Annotated in this window: 19 protein-coding genes, 1 tRNA gene and 1 pseudogene; 11 read left to right on the top strand and 10 right to left on the bottom strand. The window is 47.9% G+C overall.

Annotation, left to right across the window (positions count from 1 at the left end):
- Positions 1-247 precede the first annotated feature (247 nt).
- The 3 genes and pseudogenes from K8W53_RS03720 to K8W53_RS03710 all read left to right on the top strand — a co-directional run.
- Positions 248-955, top strand: coding sequence for a DUF554 domain-containing protein (locus tag K8W53_RS03720; RefSeq protein ID WP_000234466.1), 708 nt, complete (start codon positions 248-250; stop codon positions 953-955).
- Between the two features lie 105 nt (positions 956-1060).
- A tRNA-Phe gene (locus K8W53_RS03715) sits at positions 1061-1136 on the top strand.
- A gap of 158 nt (positions 1137-1294) precedes the next feature.
- Positions 1295-1523: pseudogene (locus tag K8W53_RS03710) on the top strand (Arm DNA-binding domain-containing protein); the annotation flags it as partial.
- Between the two features lie 273 nt (positions 1524-1796).
- Here the strand turns inward: K8W53_RS03710 and K8W53_RS03705 are convergent.
- On the bottom strand, positions 1797-2702 hold the full coding sequence (locus tag K8W53_RS03705; protein WP_000568121.1) for a LysR family transcriptional regulator: 906 nt from the start codon (positions 2700-2702) through the stop codon (positions 1797-1799).
- Positions 2703-2802: 100 nt separating this feature from the next.
- On the opposite strand from K8W53_RS03705, the gene K8W53_RS03700 reads away from it, so the two are divergent.
- From K8W53_RS03700 to K8W53_RS03685, 4 genes are all read left to right on the top strand, one after another.
- The gene (locus tag K8W53_RS03700) at positions 2803-3426 is read left to right on the top strand and encodes an FMN-dependent NADH-azoreductase (protein ID WP_000697438.1); all 624 of its coding nucleotides are present in this window, start codon (positions 2803-2805) and stop codon (positions 3424-3426) included.
- A gap of 25 nt (positions 3427-3451) precedes the next feature.
- On the top strand, positions 3452-3715 hold the full coding sequence (locus K8W53_RS03695; protein ID WP_017441072.1) for a YdgH/BhsA/McbA-like domain containing protein: 264 nt from the start codon (positions 3452-3454) through the stop codon (positions 3713-3715).
- Between the two features lie 75 nt (positions 3716-3790).
- Positions 3791-5110 carry a ferric reductase-like transmembrane domain-containing protein gene (locus K8W53_RS03690; RefSeq protein ID WP_052939279.1) on the top strand — a complete coding sequence of 440 codons (1320 nt, stop codon included), beginning with the start codon at positions 3791-3793 and terminating at the stop codon, positions 5108-5110.
- 1709 nt (positions 5111-6819) lie between these two features.
- Positions 6820-7503 (top strand): helix-turn-helix transcriptional regulator, encoded by a 684-nt coding sequence (locus K8W53_RS03685; RefSeq protein ID WP_017441068.1) that lies wholly within the window; start codon positions 6820-6822, stop codon positions 7501-7503.
- A gap of 104 nt (positions 7504-7607) precedes the next feature.
- Here K8W53_RS03685 and K8W53_RS03680 read toward each other — a convergent pair whose 3' ends face one another.
- The 4 genes from K8W53_RS03680 to K8W53_RS03665 form a co-directional block, all read right to left on the bottom strand.
- The gene (locus K8W53_RS03680) at positions 7608-8165 is read right to left on the bottom strand and encodes a DUF3156 family protein (protein ID WP_001729076.1); all 558 of its coding nucleotides are present in this window, start codon (positions 8163-8165) and stop codon (positions 7608-7610) included.
- The gene (locus K8W53_RS03675) at positions 8143-9642 is read right to left on the bottom strand and encodes an APC family permease (protein ID WP_000475956.1); all 1500 of its coding nucleotides are present in this window, start codon (positions 9640-9642) and stop codon (positions 8143-8145) included. Before K8W53_RS03675 ends, K8W53_RS03680 begins: the two co-directional genes overlap by 23 nt.
- Before the next feature lie 208 nt (positions 9643-9850).
- Complete coding sequence (locus K8W53_RS03670) at positions 9851-10225, bottom strand: cupin domain-containing protein (protein WP_000542984.1); 375 nt, start codon at positions 10223-10225, stop codon at positions 9851-9853.
- Between the two features lie 14 nt (positions 10226-10239).
- Entirely contained in the window at positions 10240-11541 is a 1302-nt protein-coding gene (locus K8W53_RS03665) for an NAD(P)/FAD-dependent oxidoreductase (protein ID WP_048590248.1), read from the bottom strand.
- A 161-nt stretch (positions 11542-11702) separates the two neighbouring features.
- Here K8W53_RS03665 and K8W53_RS03660 point away from each other — a divergent pair, with 161 nt between their 5' ends.
- A complete protein-coding gene (locus K8W53_RS03660) occupies positions 11703-13187 on the top strand; it encodes an NAD-dependent phenylacetaldehyde dehydrogenase (protein ID WP_023223867.1) in 1485 nt (494 codons plus the stop codon).
- A gap of 135 nt (positions 13188-13322) precedes the next feature.
- On the opposite strand, the gene iraD is transcribed toward K8W53_RS03660, so the two are convergent.
- The 5 genes from iraD to K8W53_RS03635 all read right to left on the bottom strand — a co-directional run bounded on the left by iraD (position 13323) and on the right by K8W53_RS03635 (position 18453).
- Positions 13323-13703: an anti-adapter protein IraD gene (gene iraD, locus K8W53_RS03655; RefSeq protein WP_023205443.1), complete on the bottom strand. Its 381-nt coding sequence runs from the start codon at positions 13701-13703 to the stop codon at positions 13323-13325.
- Positions 13703-14188: an Hcp family type VI secretion system effector gene (locus K8W53_RS03650; protein WP_000338757.1), complete on the bottom strand. Its 486-nt coding sequence runs from the start codon at positions 14186-14188 to the stop codon at positions 13703-13705. The genes iraD and K8W53_RS03650 overlap by 1 nt, the downstream gene beginning before the upstream one ends.
- A gap of 724 nt (positions 14189-14912) precedes the next feature.
- Positions 14913-15836 (bottom strand): polysaccharide deacetylase family protein, encoded by a 924-nt coding sequence (locus K8W53_RS03645; RefSeq protein ID WP_000540892.1) that lies wholly within the window; start codon positions 15834-15836, stop codon positions 14913-14915.
- A gap of 38 nt (positions 15837-15874) precedes the next feature.
- A complete protein-coding gene (locus K8W53_RS03640) occupies positions 15875-16753 on the bottom strand; it encodes a carbon-nitrogen hydrolase family protein (protein ID WP_000089254.1) in 879 nt (292 codons plus the stop codon).
- A gap of 395 nt (positions 16754-17148) precedes the next feature.
- Positions 17149-18453, bottom strand: a complete 1305-nt coding sequence (locus K8W53_RS03635) for an MFS transporter (RefSeq protein WP_000784371.1) — start codon at positions 18451-18453, stop codon at positions 17149-17151.
- 403 nt (positions 18454-18856) lie between these two features.
- Between K8W53_RS03635 and uxuA the strand changes: the two genes are divergently transcribed.
- The 3 genes from uxuA to uxaC all read left to right on the top strand — a co-directional run bounded on the left by uxuA (position 18857) and on the right by uxaC (position 23048).
- On the top strand, positions 18857-20041 hold the full coding sequence (gene uxuA / locus K8W53_RS03630; protein WP_000815487.1) for a mannonate dehydratase: 1185 nt from the start codon (positions 18857-18859) through the stop codon (positions 20039-20041).
- Between the two features lie 110 nt (positions 20042-20151).
- Entirely contained in the window at positions 20152-21624 is a 1473-nt protein-coding gene (locus K8W53_RS03625) for a fructuronate reductase (protein WP_000437132.1), read from the top strand.
- Between the two features lie 11 nt (positions 21625-21635).
- Positions 21636-23048: a glucuronate isomerase gene (gene uxaC, locus K8W53_RS03620; RefSeq protein ID WP_000190182.1), complete on the top strand. Its 1413-nt coding sequence runs from the start codon at positions 21636-21638 to the stop codon at positions 23046-23048.
- The last annotated feature ends 177 nt before the right edge of the window (positions 23049-23225 follow it).

Genomic DNA, 23225 nt, shown 5'->3' with positions numbered 1-23225 from the left:
GGATGACAAAAAAAAGGAAAGAAAGGGGCAAACCTCGCGCAGTCAGGCGACAGTGAAGACAATATAAAGGCGCTATGTTCATCCCGGCGAGCCCCATGCTGGCAGGAGAAATTTCGCGCAATCATGGCACCTTTCACCAGACGGCGCAAGGTAAAATCAGCGCTCTATACGTCACAGATAATCAAGCTATTAACAGCTTAATCGCGTGATAATAAGGCAATTTGAAAGACAAATAACAGGAGTCATTGTGGTAATTGGACCTTTTATTAACGCTGGCGCAATTTTATTCGGCGGCGTTATTGGCGCGCTGTTAAGCCAGCGTCTGCCAGAACGGATTCGCGTCTCAATGACGTCTATTTTTGGTCTGTGCTCTCTGGGAATTGGCATTCTGCTGGTGATGAAGTGCGCTAATCTTCCGGTGATGGTGCTGGCGACGCTAGTCGGCGCGCTTATCGGCGAGTTTTGTTTGCTGGAAAAAGGCATTAATGGAGCAGTCGCGAAAATCCAACAATTATTTATGGCATCGGGTAAGAAGCCGACACACGACTCATTTATTCAAAGTTACGTCGCTATCATTGTACTTTTTTGCGCCAGCGGCACCGGTATTTTCGGCGCGATGCATGAAGGGATGACCGGCGATCCAAACATTTTGATCGCTAAATCTTTTCTGGATTTTTTCACTGCCATTATTTTCGCCTGTTCGCTTGGCATCGCCGTTTCGGCGATTTGCGCGCCGATGTTGATTATCCAGTTAACGCTTGCCGCCTGCGCCACCCTCATTCTTCCACTAACTACGCCGGCAATGATGGGCGACTTTAGCGCCGTGGGCGGACTGCTGCTGGTGGCGACCGGCTTGCGTGTATGTGGAATCAAAATGTTTCCGGTAGTGAATATGCTCCCGGCGCTGTTGCTGGCGATGCCGATCTCCGCCGCATGGGCGATGTTTTTTGCCTGACTCTGCGTGCAATAACAACAAAGTGGTGATAGATTGTGCAGTCTACGTTGATTTGAAGAAATTTCGTTGACGAAGCGAGGCGATTACGGTTTAATGCGCCTCGTTGCCCGGATAGCTCAGTCGGTAGAGCAGGGGATTGAAAATCCCCGTGTCCTTGGTTCGATTCCGAGTCCGGGCACCACCTTTCCTTTTTATACTTCCTTAAAAATCCCCATGTGTTTTTAATTCAATGATTTAGCGTGGAAATCTTTTCAGGTGCGTTTTGATTTATCCCTACGTATCCGGAAAATTGTGGGTCAGATTAAGGGTTCATTCAGTTCGATGAACGGAGAGACCCTCATGTTAACTGATAGCAAGATCTGCGCCGCGCCTCCTCGAAAAACCCTACAAAAATCACCGATTCACAAATTCTGTACCTGACGGCTCTAAGCTATGGTATTTCCGCTATCGCTTCGGCGGTAAAGAAAATCGTCTGACTTTCGGCCCCTATCCGCAGGTTACGCTTGCAAAAGCCCGCGAAAAGCGCAATGCCGCGCGTAAGCTGCTGGTATCGGGTATCTGCCCTTCTCTGATGCCAGTGAGCGTCAAGGAGCGCAACGGCGTGCGGGCGGCGTATGTACATGGAGGCGCGTATGGAGATGATGCAGTGGTGGTCAGATTATCTGGACGTGAGCCGCGAGGGGGACGTTGCGCCCTATATTTATGCCCGGCAACATAGCGTATATTTAAGACTTATGAACTGATTGCAGAATATCTAAGCCGGGATTATCTGCCACAGTCATATTTGGTCATTTGTTACAACAACACGGCGACAGTTTCCTGCCGCTATGAATTAACCTTTTTAATGTCCTGAATTTAGTTTCTCCTGCCGCATGGTTAACTCGTCCATAAAATAGCGTGCAACTGCGGGCATCCCTTTGTTCGCTGGGAATAGTGCATAAATCTGTCTTGGCTGGCCAGACCACTCGGGGAAAAGTTGTACCAGCCCCCCGTTTTGCAATTCTTCCTTGCAGGCCGGAAAAGGTAACAAAGCCACACCATTGCCGCCAGCGACTGCCTGTAACAGAACCCGCAGATTATTGGAATACAAACGGGGGGAAAGTGACAGGGTGATTTCCTGACTCCCATTGATTAAATGCCACGATTGCATACGACCGTCGGCCAGTCTCACCATTGCCGGAGCCCTGTGAAGATCTCCAATGGTCTTTAAATCAGGATGTTGCTCGACCCACTGGGGGCTGGCAACCAGAATATCGTATAGCGTATTGATTTTTTTGTAGTGCAATGAAGAATCAGGCAATGCCCCTGAACTTACTGATAGCGCAATATCAATGCCTTCTGCAATCATATCCACCGGGCGATTGACAGCAAGGAGCTGCACATTTGCCAGCGGCCAACGGGCAATAAATTCGTTGATGAGCGCTCCCAGCCACGTTTCTGCCATGAATACCGGCGCACTGATCCGTAATGTCCCCTGTGGATACTCCTGTACCGCCTGAACAACAGCGCGGGCTCGCTCACTTTGATTTACCAGCGTCTGACACTCCTGCGCAAATTGCTCGCCGACTTTGGTCAGCGCAAGGCGTCGGGTTGTCCGCTGAATCAGATGTACACCAAGCTGTTCCTCTAATGCCGACATCCGCCGACTTAGCACCGATTTGGACACTTGCGCACGTATTGCCGCCCGGCTGTAGCTTCCTTCTTCTGCAATCAGGGCAAAATACCAGTAATCATTCCAGTCAATCATGATTGTTCTTTTATCGCAACAATGAAGTTCAATTTCGTCTATTTAAACATCATTTTAAGAACGGTTAAACTAGCCACACGTTTTAAATGAGACGAACACCATGAAGATCCTCCACATTGACAGCAGCCCTATGCTCTGCAACTCCAGCTCACGAAAGCTGAGCCTGGCGCTGACAAAAGCTATCTGCCAGCGCTTTCCGAATGCCAGCGTGACATACCGCGATCTCGGACGGACACCGCCACCCCACTTACGCGAAGAGACATTTCTGGTGCTTGGGGGAAAGTTAATGTCTACAGACGCACAAACGCAAAGTGAAGTGGAGGGTATCAGAAACGCGATCGCGGAGTTGAGCCTCTGCGATATATTAGTAATAGGTGCACCGATGATTAACCACTCTGTCTCTTCGGGTCTGAAAACCTGGATAGATCAGGTTTGCCAGGCTGGTCTGACATTTCGTTTTACCTCTACGGGTGCAACGGGGTTACTGGCCGACAGGCCAGCATTTATTGTCTCCACGCGTGGTGGAATTTATTCAGATACCAGGCATCGGGAATTGGATCATCAGGAAAGCTATCTGCGGTCAACGTTAAATTTGATGGGGATCACTAACGTCCATATATTGCCCACCGAAGGAGTGGATAAAACCGTACCAGGCAGATCTCTGGCAGAAAAAAACTCGCTGGCGCAAATTCCCTGTATGCTGGCTCATGCTTTTAATCGATAAGTTTATTAATATGAAAGGAATTCTTATGAATATCAGTAAAAAAATTGTCATCTCTTTTTTCTTACTCTCTTTATTTGGGCAGACATCCATTGCTGCAACAGAAATTAGTCATCCAGAAACAGACATGAAAGAAGTTGCTCATGTTAGTGTATCATCCATAAATACAAATCCTGAAAGCATCATACAACTCCTTCAGAATAAAACTGAAGCGTCAGGTGCTCATTATTATCGAATCACTTCATTTCATATCGATAATCAATCACACGCCACCGCTATTCTTTATAAATAATCACAATTACAATCAATCGTAATTATTATCCAGGACACGGGTAATTGCCCGTGCCTGCTAAAAAAACAGGCCATTATGAAAATAACGTATTTTGTGAGTAGCTTAACATTACTCACAGCAAGTCTTATTTTTGTCTTATCAGGTGAAATATTCCACGCCGAAACATCTAAAATCTTTTGGCTGTTTCGGCAAAACTTTCTCTTTTTTAGTGGGTGCGTCGCATGGTGTTTTATGACATTAGCTATGTGTCTGATTTTGCGTTCACCCTGGTTGAATCGAATTCTGAAAGGTCTGGATAAATCGTGGGGTTTACACAAACAAGCTGGTATTATCGCAACAGTCTTTACGCTGGCGCACTGGCTGGACGAAAAAATACCTCACTGGCTGGTGCAAAATGGCTGGCTTGCTCATCCAGGATCACTGGGAAGTGTTCAGATAAGCTCATGGCAATCTCAACTGATCTATGCAGGATTGTTAGCTGCTGAATGGTCTACATACCTGATGATAGGGTTGGTGCTGGTTTCTCTTGTAAAAAAAATCCCTTATAACATTTTCCATTTTATACATCGTCTGTTTCCTGTTTTTTACCTGGCTACTGCTTTCCATATTTTTACCGTTCTATTTAAAACATATTGGTGGAATTCACCTGCGGGCATTCTGCTGGTAATAGTGAGTATCCCTGGTATTTATGCTGCCGGCCTTTCGCTATTTAATATGATTGCTTATAAAAACAAACTCGTTGCGATCATCACAAACATCGACTATTACCCAAATGATATTATAGAAATAACTCTACATACTGACACCCCTCTATTGCATACACCAGGGCAGTTTTCATTTTTAACATTTCAACATGATGCAGAGGCACACCCATTCACTATAGCCTCTTATTACCAGGATAAAAAACACTTGCGTTTTGCCATTAAAGCATTAGGGGATCATACACATTCACTAAAGAAAGAATTAAAAATTGGACAGGACGTGATTGTTGAGGGCCCCTGGGGTTATTTAGACTTTAATATTCAATCTGAGCGTCAGGTCTGGGTTGCGGGAGGGATCGGTATCACTCCTTTTATATCTCAGCTGGAATATTTAAAAAACTCAGGCCACCCACTCTGCCCTATTGATTTATGGTATTGCGTTGGTCAGCATGATGATTTGCAGTACCCTGTAAATCTCGATTTGTTATGTACAGCGGCAGGTGTGACTTTACACCGTATCGATGCCAGGATGAAACTGGAAGCCAAACATATTATGATGGAAAGCGATAATAGCCAAAACGTTCACGTCTGGTTTTGCGGACCCGCAGGCTTTGCGAAAAGTCTATTATCCGGACTACAAAAGTACGGGATATCAGAGAAAGCCTTCCATTATGATCGTTTTAATATGCGTTAATTATTGATGAGAAAATGCATATACATATTTTTCTCAGGCTACCTCGGTATTGGTTTTACAGAAAACCGAAGGAAGTGTATCTTAGAAATAGCCCTGTAATTCATTTTTCGGACTACTGGCACAATGCGCTCCGGATGTTGAGATAAGTAAAGAAGCTCATGAGTGGGTTAATACTCCTCTGGTCAGAAAAGGGATTATGTAAATAATTAAGGGACGCCACTACGGCGTCCCTTAGATATGAAAAAGAGGTGCGCCCCTCCACACCGTTTCCATTACTACGTAATGATCGATAAAGACGGGTTATCTTCGGCTTTGTTGAATAAATCGAACTTTTGATGAGTTGAAGGATCAGTTCACAGATTACCATCCCCCCGCACTTAATGCGGGAAAAGATTAATAGTATATGATAGAATTGATGCTATTAATGGTGAACCACGATATGATAATTATGGTTTCCAGTGCTTGCCTATATCCGGGGAAGTAAAAAATATACACAATAGTTTAAACACTAATGAGATTACATTTTCAACATTGGTCACAGAAAACGGCCCCCCAAAATGATACTATCCTAAGAGAGCCGGTTTGCTATCAGGTAGCAGAAAAACCCATTAGAAATATAATTGCGCGTTTTTCTGTATTTTTATGCCCTTTCCTATTTATATATGTATTCTATCAAATGGTGAAACGTATTATCAGATTTTTTAAATGGCGACACAAAAAGAAAAACCATGAAATATAATGAAGGTACTTTTAAATATATGCTCAAAAAAATCATTGGCGCTCTCGCGTCAATTATTGGCGGGCTACTTGTTTTTTTATGTGTCTATTGGTTATTTCGTCTGGATACCTGGACAGAACGAGGGATTTATATAGGCGCCTCTATATTTTTGGCTCTTATTCTCATAAAAATACTATCATTTTTCAATGATGAATAGACGGCAGGAAAAAACCGTGAGTGTCTCACACCGATTCTTGCTGGATGTCAAATTTCGAAAGCCTGCTCTGCTGATACCCTATACAGAAGAACTGGTTCAACAATTATCAGACAGTGGCAGGAATCAAACCCACACCGGGAAAATCATGTAGATAATTCTGTAAGGGTTAGTTTTGTGGTGGTCTTGATAAACGGTCAAAAATAGCTTTAACAGTCCATTAGCCCAAAGGACTTCTCCGAGTCCGGGCACCAACCATTCAGATGCGGACGCCCTACGGCGTCCGTTTTTTATAAACTCAACAAGTTATTCCAATATTCATGTTCACTACTGTTCATTAAAATATACTGGCAACCACCGCTTTTTGTGGGTAAAAACCCCGGTTTTCTGCATAGCGCATGACGCTATTGAAACGTTATTTAGCAAATCCTGTCTGAACCAGAAATTAAGTCTCTGTTAACCTGCACTATTACAGAAAATCATAGAACAGGCGTCTCAAAATAATATCGTCCTGAAGGGCGAGAACCCACGGCATTTTCAGGAGATGAGTCAACCGCGACAGAAAAAAATTATATTAATAATTTTTAATTATTTTTTAGAAAACCAGACAGGATTTAAATTAAAAGCATTTATTTTCAATCGGTTATAAAAAATACCGCAACACGCGTCACATTATTAACATATGAATGATTGTGTTAACCGAATGTAAATTGTATGTTTCAACATACCACTATTTTACTGCGTCCCGGCGCGCTCATCCGGATGGAAGGAGATAACATGTCAGCCTTATCAACTACTGGCCATAATGACGGGATCACTCTCCATTGCTTACAGAGCATTGCGCAACTCATTCCTCTGTCGTCGGCGGTTTTTTATCGTGTTAATGCTTATTTAAAGCCGGAAGCCTATGTTTTACATAATATTTCTAATAGCACACACCAACAATATCTGGAGCATTTTCAACCATTAGACCCGCTATCGCCTTCCCGGTTCGGCCAACAGGTTGTTACCGTAGCGACGATGACGCCCGGCATCTGTGCTCGTCATCGCCATTATTATCATGAATTTATGCTACCTAATCATGTGTGCGACATGATTGAGATCTTTATTCGTCGGGGCCATCGTATTATCGCGGGCATTTCATTAATGCGCGATATACCTTTTTCCAGCGAAGAGCGTTTGCGAGCCCAGGCAGTACAACCATTACTGGGACTGGCAATTCATGATTCTCTTCAGGAAGACAACAATCTGACGTCAATATTGACCGCCAAAGAGCGTGAAATTGTGGGAATGGTCTGCGAAGGGGCCAGCAACAAATTGATTGCCCGTCAGTTGAATATTTCTCTCTCAACAGTGAAAACGCATTTACGTAATATTTTTGCTAAAACAGAAGTGATAAATCGCACGGAACTGGTTTCCCGAACCAGAATGTCCTCGGTACAATATTTACAGCATATGTGAAAGCGTTCTTTTTAACCCGCGTCAATTGCGGGTCTTTTCCCCATGTGTCATATATGCCTGAATTAATACCACTCTCTGAGCTGATGCCTCAATAAAATGTCATATTATCTGGCGTCGGTATCCTGTTGCAGCCATTGATTCATGGCCTGATTGATCATATTTATCACACTAAGCAGAAGAACACGCTGGTGCCGCTCAAGCCGCAGATAACGGCGCAGCGGCGGCATTTTACAAACCACTTCGCTAGCAGCCCATAGCTCAATGCCGCAATACCATTCCTTATGATGTAAAACCAGCGTAAACCGACGATAATCCAGTTCACTCAGAGCCTGTTGTAAATTGGGGAAACGATTAAGATAGTTAATCAGCCCGGCGGTACTTTTACTGCCAGTAAAAATGACGGGATAACGTTTCAGCCATCCGGGCTGATGAGCGCGAATTTTGCCCTGCAAAGGATAATTGATTGCGCCTTTCACCCTGAATTCACAACTGTGAATACTGGCCATGAATAACCGTTTTTGCTGAACATGGCAGATAACCTGGGTAAATGCATTCAGATGCAGCACGGCGCTATGTTCGGTCAATTTTTCACAACGCCAGCCGCTCAAATCACGTAACACCATGTTCATTAATGTGCTCTTAAACCAGGGGACGGAGGACATCTGGCGTCATCTCTTCATTGTTTCGCTTTTCATAATTGCCCATCGCCCGTTCCACGACCTCTTCTACCGGAAGCGGGAGGAAAGGATTAACCCGTTGCACACATAATGTCCAGAATAAGGCATAGGCGGCAGTCAATCCAAGCATAATACCGAATGGTATAAGTACATCCCGACTGTTCATTCCTGGAGGCGCGATATTAATAATGGCGATAATAATACCCACGCTCGAAATAATCTGAGGTAAGGGAAACCAGGGGGCCCGGTAAGCGCGTGGTAAATCGGGGCGCCGAATACGTAAGATAACGACCGATAACGTTACCAGCAGATAAGCTACTCCCCAGGCGCAGACCGCAGCGAGGATCAGCGGAACAATGTGGTCGATATCACCGTTCAGATACCAGGCATGTAAACAGGGAATCGCAACACCGAATGCGATGGCGATGACCGGTGTTTTAAAGCGGGGGTGCAACCAGGTCAGAAACCGCGGCAAAGCGCCGTCCAGCGCCATGCCGTATATAATACGCGGTACTGCCGCCATTAGCGTATTAATCGTCGCACATCCCGCTAACAACAACCCCACGCCCAGCCAGTATTGCCCGGCATGTCCCATGACACGATTGGCAAAGGCGGGAATAGCCATCGGCGTATCCAGTAAAAAGATATGGTTTGCCGCATCGACCACCACATTATTTACCTGCCGGTTAATCGCAGCGCCATAGAGGAACATACAACCTGCCACCGCTAAAAGGCCAAGCGCCATCGCTCTGGGAATCGTACGATGCGCTTTTTTAATTTCCGGCGCCATTGGCGTTACCAGTTCACAACCGACGAACATAAACATCGCCATGCCAATATAACCAAACAGACCAGAAAGATTACTGACATCAAGCGGTGCGCCAAACCACCCGGAATGATGAGTGACCGGGGATAACAGGATCCCGCATAAACCGAAGATGGTCAGGGTAGTCCACATACCGAAAGTAAGAAATACTTCCACCTTGCCAAATACTTCAACACCAATGGCATTCAGTAACCCGAAAACCACTACCATGCCGACGCCAACCATCCAGGTATTGTGCTGCATGGCCACGTGTTCGCTAACGGACTCAAAGTTCACCAGCGCCATGACGCCAGCGAGAATCGTTTCTGCCGTGCCGGCAAAAATGTGTACGATCAGGTAAGCGCAAAGCGCACCGGTGATAGCGAAAAAACGCCCCATCCCGCAGGAAATATAGTCGTAGACGGAGCCAGTCGTGGGAATAAGCGTTGCCGCTTCGGCAAAGGTGGTAATCTGCGCTTGCATCATAATAAATGCCAGTAATACCGCAAGGGCAAAGGTATCTCCCCCTGAGCCAAAACCACTGGTCACGGTCAGGATCACCGGGCTTGCCATAATCAGCCCGACGGAGCTGGCAAGCGTCGTGGGGAAACCAATAACGCCACGTTCAAGATGGCTGGCAAGTCTGTTTTTAAACATGGTCAACCTCTTCACTATTATTACAACAATAAATTACCGCTCCGGAATAACGCTTATTTATGGCAGGCAGCGCATCTAACAGGTATCGTCCTGAAGAGGGATAACGGTAAATAACGTTGTGACGCCGTCCCCGCATGCGCTAATAGCAAGTGGGGAGCGCGTTATTCTCCCCAGTGATGCCAACGCTACTGACGAACAATTAAAGGGTTCAACCCTGTTTATGGCTTTCAACGTTTGCCAGATAATGTTTTACAAAACGGGGCGTTAAAACTTTCCATGCCACTTCGGTTCCCTGTTCAACAAACCAACTATCGCCCGGTGAAAAACGTATCGGTTCCTGACCCGCAACAGTGAGTTCCACTTCCCCTTCCAGCACGGTTGCGTGCTCGGTAAAGGGATAAATCATCGTGAAACCGCCGCGGGTCGATGAAAACAGTCCACAGGTAAATACGTCCTCAGGTTTACCATAAATCATCGCAACGGCGACCTGGGGATCGCCTTCTGTTGGCAACGCCCCTAACAGGCTGACACTCCCGACTGGCTGTAATTCAGGAACAGGTTGATTGAGTTTAAAAGCGTGCATTAATGTTCTCCTGGTTAATTCCGGCCTTTCCAGAAACCGGCTGTTTGATGTATCAGTTTTCCCGCACTGACCAGCAATAGACGTAGACTGTCGCGACCATAAATTGTCGCGTGGGGAATGCTACTCATCAGACGATACCGCTCGGAACCGCCATTTATTCCTTCGGCCAGGATTTTGCATACAATATGGGAAGGCGTGACGCCAAATCCGGAATAACCCTGAACATAAAAAACATTATTGTGTTCACGAAGCGTGCCAATCTGCGGAAACAGATTCGCGCTACAGGCCATCGGTCCGCCCCAGGCAAAATCGATTTTAACGTCTTTCAAATAAGGGAAGACCTCCGTCAACAGAGTGCGGTTCCAGGCAGCAAAATCGTGCGGGGTATATTCAAGAAACCTTGTGGCGCTGCCAAACAGCAGACGGTTTTCTTTTGTGAGACGGTAGTAATTTATCACCGGGCGGATATCGCTAAAAGCCCCGCGCAAGGGACTGATCCGCTCAACAAGCTCGCTGGAGAGAGGTTCTGTAGAGACCTGATAAGAATAAGTAACCAGCGTTTTCTTATAAATTTCTGGTTCCAGATTATTGAGAAAACTATCACAGGCCCACAGCAATTTGGCCGCTTTTACGCTGCCCATCGCAGTACGTACCTGTACTGTCTTACCGTAACTGACCTCAACCACAGGTGAATATTCGAATATCTTCACCCCCAGCGAATTCGCAGCCTGAGCGGAGCCCAGCAATAAATTCAGCGAGTGGACATGCCCTCCCCCCATATGCTTGAGAACACCGCAGTAGACGTCGGAACCAATAACCTGCTGCACGTCTTTACCGGTATAGAGTTCAATATCGTCTTCCGGCGTGGCGGCTTTGAATTCTTTTTCCCATTGTTGCAGCGTTTTTAACTGCCGCTGGTTGTAGGCCAGATAACCATATCCGGGGACAAAATCAGCATCAATATGGTATTTACGAATTCGCTCCCGAATAATGCCTGCGCCGAGGTTCGAGATTTTAAACAGCGTCTCCATTCCCGCTGCGCCTACATATTTTTTAACGGCTTCGATGTCGTGACCTATACCGGCCATCACCTGACCGCCGTTTCGCCCGGTGCCGCCATACCCAAGATGGCGGGCTTCCAGAACGACAACATTAGTGATCCCCTGCTCCGCCAGTTCCAGCGCGGTATTGATGCCTGAAAAGCCACCGCCAATGATCACCACATCGGCATCAATATCGTCTTGCAGAGCAGGAAAATGCAACGGGTATTTTTTCGTCGCGCCGTAGTAATTCAACGCATCGATTTTTGTATTCATCGCGTTACCTTGTCATCACGCTTGACTAAGACCGCTATCACAGCACGGTAACGTTTTACAAAATATCGTCCGGAAGAATGACGTTCTTTGGAACGATATTCAGTTCCAGGCAAGTATGTTGAGATGGAAAAACGTACATTCCTGACCTACAGGCACTTCTGATGAGCGACGTGACATTACTTGCCGAAGTAACGACTTTTTTACGCCAACGACACGGACAATTTATTGCAGGTGAACGTCAGGCCGGAAACGGCACGAACTTCTCGGTCACTAACCCAGCCACCGGCAAAATCATCGCCGACGTTGTGTCGGCAACCCCTGCGCAGGCAGAACAGGCCATGCAGAGCGCCAGACGGGCGTTTGATGTCTGGCGTAAAATGCCAACGTTACAACGCGGCGCATTACTGCTGAAACTGGCTGATACTCTTGCCGCTCATCGTGAAGAGTTAGCTCAACTGGAAAGCGTCTGTTCAGGTAAAACGATTATGCTGTCGCGCGGTCTTGAACTCGATCAGTCAGTGGCCTTCCTGCGTTACTTTGCCGGTTGGGCAGGAAAAATAACCGGTGAAACGCTGAATGTCTCCCTGCCATCAATGGGAGAAGAGAGATACACAGCGTTTACCCAACGCCAACCCATTGGCGTGGTCGTCGGTATTGTGCCGTGGAATTTCTCAATTATGATTGCTATCTGGAAGCTGGCCGCAGCGCTGGTATGTGGCTGCACCATCGTCATTAAACCAAGTGAATATACCCCGCTGACACTGCTGCGAGTCGCTGAACTGGCTAAAGAGGCTGGTTTCCCTGATGGCGTAATTAACGTGGTAAACGGTGCTGGCGGTGAGATAGCGCAACAGCTGATCGCGCATCCAGATTGCGCCAAAGTGAGTTTCACCGGGTCAGTTGCGACAGGTGAGAAAGTCCGGCGTTCGGCAACATCGTCAGGAAAACGCGTTACCCTCGAACTGGGAGGGAAAAATGCGGCGCTGTTTCTCAATGATCTCTCGGCACAAGCCATGGTCAACGGTATTCTTGAAGCCGGTTATCTGAATCAAGGACAGATTTGTGCTGCCGCAGAGCGTTTTTATCTGCCCCAGGAAAAACTGGATACGGTCATGACGCTCCTCAGGCAACGGTTATCGGAGATCGTGCCCGGCTCGCCTTTAGATGAAAAAACGGTGATGGGCCCGCTGGCGAATCAGGTTCAGCTTGAAAAAGTGCTGCGTCTGATTCAACGCGCACAGGAAGAAGGGGATACCATTGTTTACGGCGGGGAAACTTTACCCGGCGAAGGGTACTTTTTACAGCCGACGGCGGTAAAAGTGCGTAGTAAAAACAGTACGCTGATGCACGAGGAGACCTTTGGCCCTGTCTGTAGCTTTATCGGTTATCAGAATGAAAAAGAGGCGCTTTCGCATATCAACGCTTCGCCATTTGGCCTTGCAGCAAGTGTGTGGTCGGAAAATATGTCTAAGGCATTACGCTACGCTGAAGATATTGATGCTGGCATGGTGTGGGTCAATATGCATACCTTTCTCGATCCCGCGGTACCCTTTGGAGGGATGAAAGGATCGGGCATTGGTCGTGAATTTGGCAGCGCGTTTATTGATGACTATACCGAACTTAAATCTGTCATGGTCCGTTATTAACCATCCTGAAAATGATGCAGGCAGATCAACCATACCGAAAGGTGGACTGCCTGCCTGATTATCAGATTCGCTCGCTGCGTTTTATTGCTTTTGGGGTAATGTAAAACTCCCGGCCCGGCGTTCTTTTCTGCATTACTAGCGCCATCTACCGTTAGAGTAGGCTATCTCCAGTCTTAACGGTTCAGACTCATCCTGTAACATCGCTTCCAAAGACAACGCCAGCGTCTGATGATAGGCATCTTTTACACTGACTTTCAGCATGTTGATGCTCGGTTCATAACGTAAAATAGCAGCGCGAAGCTCACGGCAAAACCAGTTGAGAACCCGTTTGTCACCCACATTCACCTCGTGCCATTCCGGCATACCCCGAGTGAGCAGCGGCGGTAATGTCTCGCCACCTGGCACGGCGCAAGAGTTGAATAAACACATTAACTTGCGTCGTACCAATTCATGTGGGCTTATCCCCTCAACCAAGAGCCTGTCGAATAGCGCGACCGGAATGGTTGGCGTCATCATCATTTCCCTATCTGGTCCATCGCCAGATCCCATACTGACGTTCTGGACTCCTGTTGAGCGCCGTCTGATTTCTCGGCAGTGATTTGCCATTTGATTTTCGTGAAGTTCAGCGACATCGTTTCCACCGGCTTACCGCCGGCGCCGCCGCTAACACTGAGTTGTGATATCAGCACGTTTGTCAGGGTATAAACGATAAGCGACCGCATTTTGCCGTCGTCATTGCGGCACAACGTCAGCACCGCGGTTCTAATTAGCCTCCCGCTACAGCAGTACTCATTGAGCACAGGCGTGGCGAGGTCGACAAATTTGGTGAGCGACATTTCACCAACATGCGCACGCCCGGAAGTCCGCTCAGTGAGGCTAACATCGTTATTTACCTGCATTGCCACATTGTGGCTATAAGACATGATCTCTATCTGATCTTCAAAGCCTTCAACCTGGCTTTCGCCTTTGATATTGTCGAGCTTTAAAAAAATCGCATCCATGATTTATCTCCTTGTTGATCAGGTGGCAGTTCAGCAGCCAGACGAATACCAGCGGCCAACGCTTGTGACTCTTATTAAAAGCGCAACTACCAAAAAACACAGCGTGAAAAGCGCCAGGTTTGCAGGGATTTTGCCAACGTTTACCCACGTCTGATAAACGTTATTCCGCTGGTTGCAATGCAATAGAGGGTTTTGGCCCGCTGTGGCCAAATACAATTGAGGTTATACTGAATGCTCTCTGCCATATTCAATCCCTTTTATCGCAAAGTATCCCTGGTGCCGGTATCACAGCGTCATTATTCAAAAAATTGACATTTCAGAATAATAATCAGCTATATAAAAAACACATCAAAAAGCAAATATCAACTTAATTTTTACTTATTTAATAAAAAAATACAAATTGATTTACATCAATTAACACATACAAAAACATTAAAAATCAAAGCGTTACATAAAAATTAATCACTATGGAAATTTTATTTTTCTTAATGCTCACATTATAAATGTTATTTGCTTATTTTCCTGGGAACACTAAAAAATGATTTAAATCAAAAAACAAACTATTCTCGTTGATTAACGTTTTGACCGAAATAAAAAAGATTTTATACGTCCCGGGATAGTCTCCCTTTCTGATGGACAATATACATTAACAAGCGGGCAAACAGGTAACTTCTGCCCGGGTAATCCGTTACCCGACTGATATTAACATTGTCATGAGGTGATATCATTTGCCTGGCCAGCCATAATCATCCGGAACCGGCGCTACGCCACGAACATCAGGACGGAGCATTTTTTGTCGATCCTCTTCGTCATCCACCCAGACACTGGCTATCTCTTCACAGGTTGCAAACCATACGCCATCATGCCCTTTAATATGTTCAATCAAACGTGACAACATCATCATATGATGCCCATGACCGATTATCTGCGGATGAAGAGCCATCGCATATAAACCGTTTTCCTGATGGTTATAAGCATAGGTAAAAATATCCTTCCAGCGTCGCAGAACACCGTCAGTATCGCTCATCCCCTCCTGGTTGCCGGTATACGCCAGTGCGGGAAAATCATCCAGATACCAGCTAACAGGAATTTCCAGAATCGCGCTGGCCGGGCCTGCGATATTTCCCGTCTCCCAATTCACCTGCCAACGTTGAGGATGGTAAGGCACAAGATCTCTCGCCATCAGGCTACTGTCATAGAGAAAACCGGCCTCCTCCAGAAGATCCAGCGTATTCTCGCTATAATCCCAATAGGGAGAACGGTATCCCACAGGGCGTATGCCGAAATGTCTTTTATAACAGGCGAACGCCAGATCCATAAGTCGGCGTTCTGTATCACGATTCACCAGAGTCGGATTTTCATGATAGTAGCCATGGTGAGCGATTTCATGCCCGGCATCAAAAATCGCTTTACTGATTTCCGGGAAGGTGTCTACAGTGTGTCCGGGAATAAAAAAGGTGGTTTTGATATTATTTTCTTTAAACAATTTGAGAAGCCTTGGTACGCCAACTTGTGCACCAAACTCTCCTCGTGACATAAAGGATGGCGACGGTCGATTAAATCCGCCCAGCCATAAAGACTGAGCATCTACATCAACACCAAGATTGACCGCAATCCTTTTACCCTCAGGTAATTTTAAATATCCCATAACGACCTCCAGCTAATACATAGAAGGGACACATTCTGTTATTTAATGTGTGATGGCCAGATATTATATATGCCTGCTTTTCTGCGTCTGTCCTTGAACGTTGTTGCTGCCCCCCCAAGTCTATTTTCATATAGAACATCGAGGTTAATTTCTCCTGAAATGACATCCTCTTGATTGACGTGCGCCTCTGCGATAATACCTTGTGGATTTTTCCACACGACATCACAGGGGCTTAAAATTGAACTTCGGGCCCAGCAGCCTGGCAGTGGTCCACCCGGGTTTCCGCCCAGGCAACAGTGAACAAGATAAATTTGATTTTCAATACAACGTGCGTGGCAACAATGTCTGACTCGCCAAAATCCCTGTTCAGTAAACGTAGCGGAAGGCGTTAAAATTAACTCCGCACCCTGTTCCGCCAGCGTCGCGGCACACTCCGGTATTTCTGCTTCATAACAAATATTAAAACCCACCTTTGCAAATGGCAGTTGAAAAACAGCCATTTTATCGCCTTCCTGAGTATACCAACCCCGTTCAGCCGGGAAGATATGCGTCTTACTGTGAGCATAATGTTCGCCATCGGGTCCCCATATATGCGCAACATTCTCATAGCGATCTGCTCCAGTCTGCTCCAGATGAGAGCCAGCAATAATGAACTGTCCTCTTTCTTTCGCTTCCTGTTGAAAAAGCTGCTTATAGGCATCCGTAAACTGATCAATTAAAGTTAGGTGTGAAATGGGTCTTTCTTGCCATTTTTTCAATAATGTAAATAACTCAATGGTAAATAGCTCCGGGAAGATAACGACATCAGCCCCCTGACTTTTATTAAGAAGTATCCTTACCTTTGTTATGAAATCTTCAAAAGTGTTTATTTCGGTAACAATATACTGACAGGCTGAAACAGTAAAATTACGTGACATCGTGATATCCCCGGCATGAAATTTAAACTTAAATTAACGTATAGCGCATGGAGAATATTAGGGAGTGGACATTACGACATCAGGTTATTTTTTGTGAAGCTGCGCAAAATATATGGAGAAAAGAGTAGAAGCATTGAACCTTTATTTACATAAAGGGGACTTTATCGATGATCGCAGCGAGACAGAGAGTCGATAAAAATCCAGGCGAAAAACAATAACCCTTACCACAATATTATTTTCAGCATCTGAAAATAATCAGGCAAACTAAATGATAACGCGCTGGTATAAAACCAACGCGTATTTTTACCGATAAGGGTAATGAAGACGGCCACCCGAAGGTGGCCGTTAGAACCCGGTAGCGCTTCGCTTATCAGGCCAGTGAAACCGAGGCAGCTTTAGCGGTGAGACGCCAGCGGCTGTTCCGTCATTGGCGGGTGGTGCTTTTCCGGATCTTTAATCAGTACCCACAGGATGATGGCGCCGATAATATCGAACAGACTGAGTGCAATGAAGAACGGGCCGTAACCGATAATAGCGACCAATGCCCCCATAAACAGGTTGAAGCTTAACTGTCCCATCCATGCCGCAGATCCTGCCAGACCGGCAACCGTCGCGACCTCATTTTTCTTGAACAGGTCAGCGCTCATGGTAATCACGACGGTAGACAGCGTCTGGTGCGCAAAACCGCCAATACTCATCAATGCAATGGCGACATACGGGTTAGTCGTAATGCTGACAAAACCGATCGAAATCATCAAAACAGCGCCGATGGTAAAGCTACAACGACGCGCATTGATCGTGGTCATGTGCATCTTTTCCATGAAGAACTTCGCCAGGAAACCGCCTGCAACGCAGCCAAAGTCCGCCGCCAGGAATGGCAGCCAGGCAAACATGGCGATCTCTTTTAACGGCAGATGCATCACGTTAATCAGATACAGCGGCATCCAGAAACTCAGCGTTCCCCATGCCGGGTCAGCCAGAAAACGGGTAATCGCCAACGCCCAGAAGTTACGCTTTTTAACGATCTCTTTAACGGCCGGTTTTTTGTTATCGTCCTGGAGATAGCTTTCCTGGCCGTCTTCGATATAACGCAGCTCTTTGTGGGTGATCCACGGGTGTTTATTTGGCGAGTTATAAATCAGGAACCAGGTGATGGCGAACAGCACGCCGATCCCACCGGTAATCACAAACGCCATTTCAGTACCGATGCCGCTATCAGCAAAGGTCAGCATCGCCCAGACCACCAGCGGCGGCGCCAGCATCGCGCCAATCGAAGTACCGATATTAAACAGCCCCCCCGCAATACCGCGTTCTTTCGTCGGGAACCATTCGGCGCTGGCTTTAATCCCGGCCGGAATCGCTGACGCTTCGGTCAGCCCCATCAGACCACGCAGAAATGCCAGACTTATCCAGCCGCCGGCCAGCGCGTGCGCCATGTTGATCAGCGACCACAACAAGGCAAAGATAAAGAAGCCGATTTTCAGTCCGATGACATCCATCAAATAGCCGGTGATCGGCTGCGCAATGGTGTAACAAAGCTGGAAGGCGCTCACCACCCAGGAATATTGTTGCTCATCAAAATGGAGTTCTTTCATCATCGCTGGCGCCGCAACGCTAAGCGAGCTACGGGACAGGTAGTTTACGATGGTCCCTACGCAGACCAGGCCGATAATCCACCATCTTAATTTTGTCATCTTCATGATAAAGCCTCGTTAAAAAACATTAGCTCCGCGCCGTCTGACCTGTAGCGGGAAAACAGAAATCACAAAATTGGTTGACCAATCAATATTTTCTCATCCGGACCGGTCAAAATCTGGCGGCAACTCCCGCCATTAATATTCTTGAAATAAATACATCAGCTCATTTCAAGTTGAATGGTGAATGCTTTTCACCCAGCAAAAATTGACACAGATCAAATAAATAAAATTGGCAGACCGTGAATGATGATATTTGTGATTTGGTTAGCCAATTTAGACAACAAGGTTGACATGAGAAAAATTTTGGTTGAATTTAGGGGGCAGAACGGGTTTACAAAGCACGTTTCGATGTTGGCTGGCAATGGGTCAACCACGAAGACGTTATCGCAAGAAGAGGAAACGAGATATGAAACAAACCTGGCGCTGGTACGGACCTAACGACCCGGTAACGCTGTCAGATGTACGCCAGGCTGGCGCAACCGGCGTGGTAACGGCGTTACACCATATCCCGAATGGAGAAATTTGGTCGGTAGACGAGATCCAGAAACGTAAAGCAATCGTTGAAGAGGCGGGTCTGGAGTGGTCGGTGGTAGAGAGCGTACCTATCCACGAAGACATCAAAACCCACACCGGTCAGTACGATTTATGGATCAAAAACTACCAGCAAACGCTGCGTAACCTGGCGCAATGCGGTATCTATACGGTTTGTTATAACTTTATGCCGGTGCTGGACTGGACACGTACGGATCTGGAATACGTATTGCCGGATGGTTCAAAAGCGTTGCGTTTTGACCAGATTGAATTCGCCGCGTTCGAACTGCACATCCTGAAGCGTCCGGGAGCAGAAGCCGACTATACGGCAGAAGAGATTGCTCAGGCAGAGCGGCGTTTCGCCACCATGAGCGAGGAAGACAAAGCACGTCTGACCCGCAACATTATTGCCGGTTTACCTGGCGCGGAAGAAGGCTATACGCTGGATCAGTTCCGTCAACACCTGGCGACGTATAAAGATATCGATAAAGCAAAACTGCGTGAACATTTTGCCTATTTCCTGAAAGCCATTATTCCGGTTGCCGACGAGGTTGGCGTGCGTATGGCCGTTCACCCTGACGATCCGCCGCGCCCTATTCTCGGCCTGCCGCGCATTGTCTCTACTATTGAAGACATGCAATGGATGGTGGAAACCGTTAATAGCATGGCGAACGGCTTCACCATGTGTACCGGATCTTACGGCGTGCGCGCTGACAACGATCTGGTTGATATGATCAAGCAATTTGGTCCGCGCATCTACTTTACGCATCTGCGTTCTACGCTGCGCGAAGAGAATCCGAAGACCTTCCACGAGGCCGCCCATTTGCACGGCGATGTGGATATGTATGAAGTCGTTAAAGCGATTGTGGAAGAAGAGCACCGTCGTAAAGCCGAAGGTAGCGACGATCTGATCCCAATGCGCCCGGACCACGGTCATCAGATGCTGGACGATCTGAAGAAGAAAACGAATCCGGGTTATTCCGCCATTGGCCGTCTGAAAGGGCTTGCGGAAGTCCGCGGCGTCGAACTGGCTATCCAGCGCGCTTTCTTTAGCAAATAACCTTCTTTCGCATGGCGCGACGCGTCATGCGATTTCCCCTACTCAATGCAATAGCAACATGCCTCGCCCCGGAGATCGCGGGCGAAGACGTCGAATGACAGGAGTTTGCAATGGAACAGAATATCGCCACCGCCCAGGTTTCCGTCGCCCGCCCAAACTGGGACAAATCACGTCTGGTATCCCGTATTGTGCATCTGGGCTGCGGGGCGTTTCACCGCGCGCACCAGGCGCTCTTTACCCATCATCTACTGGAAAAGAGCGACAGCGACTGGGGCATTTGTGAAGTGAACCTGATGCCGGGTAACGACGCGCGGCTGATCGCGAACCTGAAAGCGCAAAATCTGCTGTACACCGTTGCAGAACGCGGCGCAGAAAGCACCGAACTGAAAATTATCGGTTCAATGAAAGAAGCGCTGCACCCTGAATTCGACGGCCATGCAGGGATTCTGGCGGCAATGGCGCGCCCGGAAACCGCCATCGTCTCCTTAACCGTGACCGAAAAAGGCTACTGCACCGACCCCGCCAGCGGCGAGCTTGATGTCAATAACCCGCTGATCCAAAACGATCTTGCCCATCCACAGCAGCCTAAATCCGCCATTGGCTATATTGTCGAAGCGCTAAACATGCGCCGGGAGCAAGGACTGAAAGCTTTTACCGTGCTGTCGTGTGATAACGTACGCGAGAATGGTCACGTCGCGAAGGCTGCCGTCCTCGGCCTGGCAAAAGCTCGCGATGCCGCCCTCGCCGCATGGATTGCCGACAATGTGACCTTCCCCTGCACCATGGTTGACCGCATTGTTCCGGCGGCGACCGAAGAGACGCTACAACTGGTTGCCGACCAGTTAGGGGTTTATGATCCTTGCGCTATCGCCTGCGAACCCTTCCGCCAGTGGGTCATCGAAGATAACTTTGTGAATGGTCGCCCGGACTGGGACACCGTCGGCGCGCAATTCGTTGCAGATGTCGTACCGTTTGAAATGATGAAGCTGCGTATGCTTAACGGCAGTCACTCTTTCCTCGCCTATCTGGGTTATCTCGGCGGGTATGACACTATCGCCGATACCATGACCAACCCGGCTTACCGTCGCGCGGCGCTGGCGCTGATGCTTGATGAACAAGCGCCGACGTTATCAATGCCGGAAGGCACCGATCTGGAAGGGTATGCGAATTTGTTGATTGCGCGTTTCACTAACCCCTCGTTGAAACACCGCACCTGGCAGATCGCGATGGATGGCAGTCAGAAACTGCCGCAGCGTCTGTTGGACCCGGTACGTCTGCACTTGCAACAGGGCGATGACTATCGCCGCCTGACGCTGGGCGTCGCCGGATGGATGCGTTACGTCGGCGGTGTCGATGAACAAGGTAAAACCATTGATGTCGTCGATCCGCTGCTTGCACAGTATCAGGCGATTCATCAGCAATATCAGACGCCGGAAGAACGCGTTCGCGGGCTACTGGCCATCGAGTCTATCTTTGGCAACGACCTGCCGAAGAACCACGAATTTGTGCAAGCCGTTACCGACGCTTACCAACAGCTATTGCAGAACGGCGCGAAAGCCACGGTAGAAGCGCTGGCTAAGTAAGGAGATAAATCATGGCTACGTTTATGACTGAAGATTTTCTACTTAAAAACGACATTGCCCGCACGCTGTACCATAAATACGCCGCGCCCATGCCGATTTATGACTTCCACTGCCATTTAAGTCCGCAGGAAATCGCCGACGATCGCCGTTTCGATAACCTCGGTCAGATCTGGCTGGAAGGCGACCACTATAAATGGCGAGCGCTACGAAGCGCAGGCGTGGATGAGTCGCTGATCACCGGCAAAGAGACCAGCGATTATGAAAAATATATGGCCTGGGCCAATACCGTACCAAAAACGCTGGGCAATCCGCTGTATCACTGGACGCACCTTGAACTACGCCGTCCATTTGGTATTACAGGTACGCTGTTCGGACCGGATACCGCGGAAAGTATCTGGACGCAGTGTAATGAGAAACTGGCGACGCCGGCCTTTTCCGCGCGCGGTATTATGCAGCAGATGAATGTGCGGATGGTCGGAACCACCGACGACCCGATAGATTCTCTGGAATATCACCGCCAGATAGCCGCCGACGACAGCATTGATATTGAAGTCGCGCCAAGCTGGCGCCCCGACAAAGTTTTCAAAATCGAACTGGACGGCTTTGTCGATTACCTGAGGAAACTGGAAGCGGCGGCAGATGTCAGCATTACCCGTTTCGACGATTTACGTCAGGCGCTCACTCGCCGTCTCGACCATTTCGCCGCCTGCGGCTGCCGCGCGTCCGATCATGGCATTGAAACGCTGCGATTTGCGCCGGTGCCCGACGACGCGCAGCTTGACGCCATTCTGGGCAAACGTCTGGCTGGCGAAACGCTGAGCGAACTTGAGATCGCCCAGTTTACCACGGCGGTGCTGGTCTGGCTGGGCCGCCAGTACGCCGCGCGCGGCTGGGTGATGCAGCTACATATTGGCGCGATCCGTAATAATAATACCCGGATGTTCCGCCTGCTGGGGCCGGATACCGGCTTTGACTCCATTGGCGATAATAACATTAGCTGGGCGCTCTCCCGTTTGCTCGACAGTATGGATGTGACTAATGAACTGCCCAAGACTATCCTCTATTGCCTGAACCCACGTGATAACGAAGTCCTGGCGACCATGATCGGTAACTTCCAGGGGCCGGGAATTGCCGGAAAAGTGCAGTTTGGTTCCGGCTGGTGGTTTAACGATCAGAAAGACGGGATGCTGCGCCAACTGGAGCAACTGTCGCAAATGGGACTGTTAAGTCAGTTTGTCGGGATGCTGACCGACTCCCGCAGTTTCCTTTCTTATACGCGACATGAATATTTCCGTCGTATTCTCTGTAACCTGCTGGGACAGTGGGCGCAGGACGGAGAGATTCCTGATGATGAAGCGATGCTAAGCCGTATGGTTCAGGATATCTGCTTCAATAATGCCCAGCGTTATTTCACGATTAAATAATCGCTATTAATCTGTGAGCACAGGTCTCAGGTATTTCGAGGGGCAGGAAGGCGGTAAGAGAGTGAGAAATTTAGCAGTAACGCACTTTTCCAGCCAAAGTCTGGCCGCCGATCAAAAGCAAAGAGGTTGCTGATTAATCCCGAATCACTTACTAAGGTAAGTGATTCGGGTAAACAA

Source organism: Salmonella sp. A29-2, from assembly GCF_020150755.1.
GTDB lineage: Bacteria > Pseudomonadota > Gammaproteobacteria > Enterobacterales > Enterobacteriaceae > Salmonella > Salmonella enterica.
This window is presented reverse-complemented; position numbering and strand designations above follow the sequence as displayed.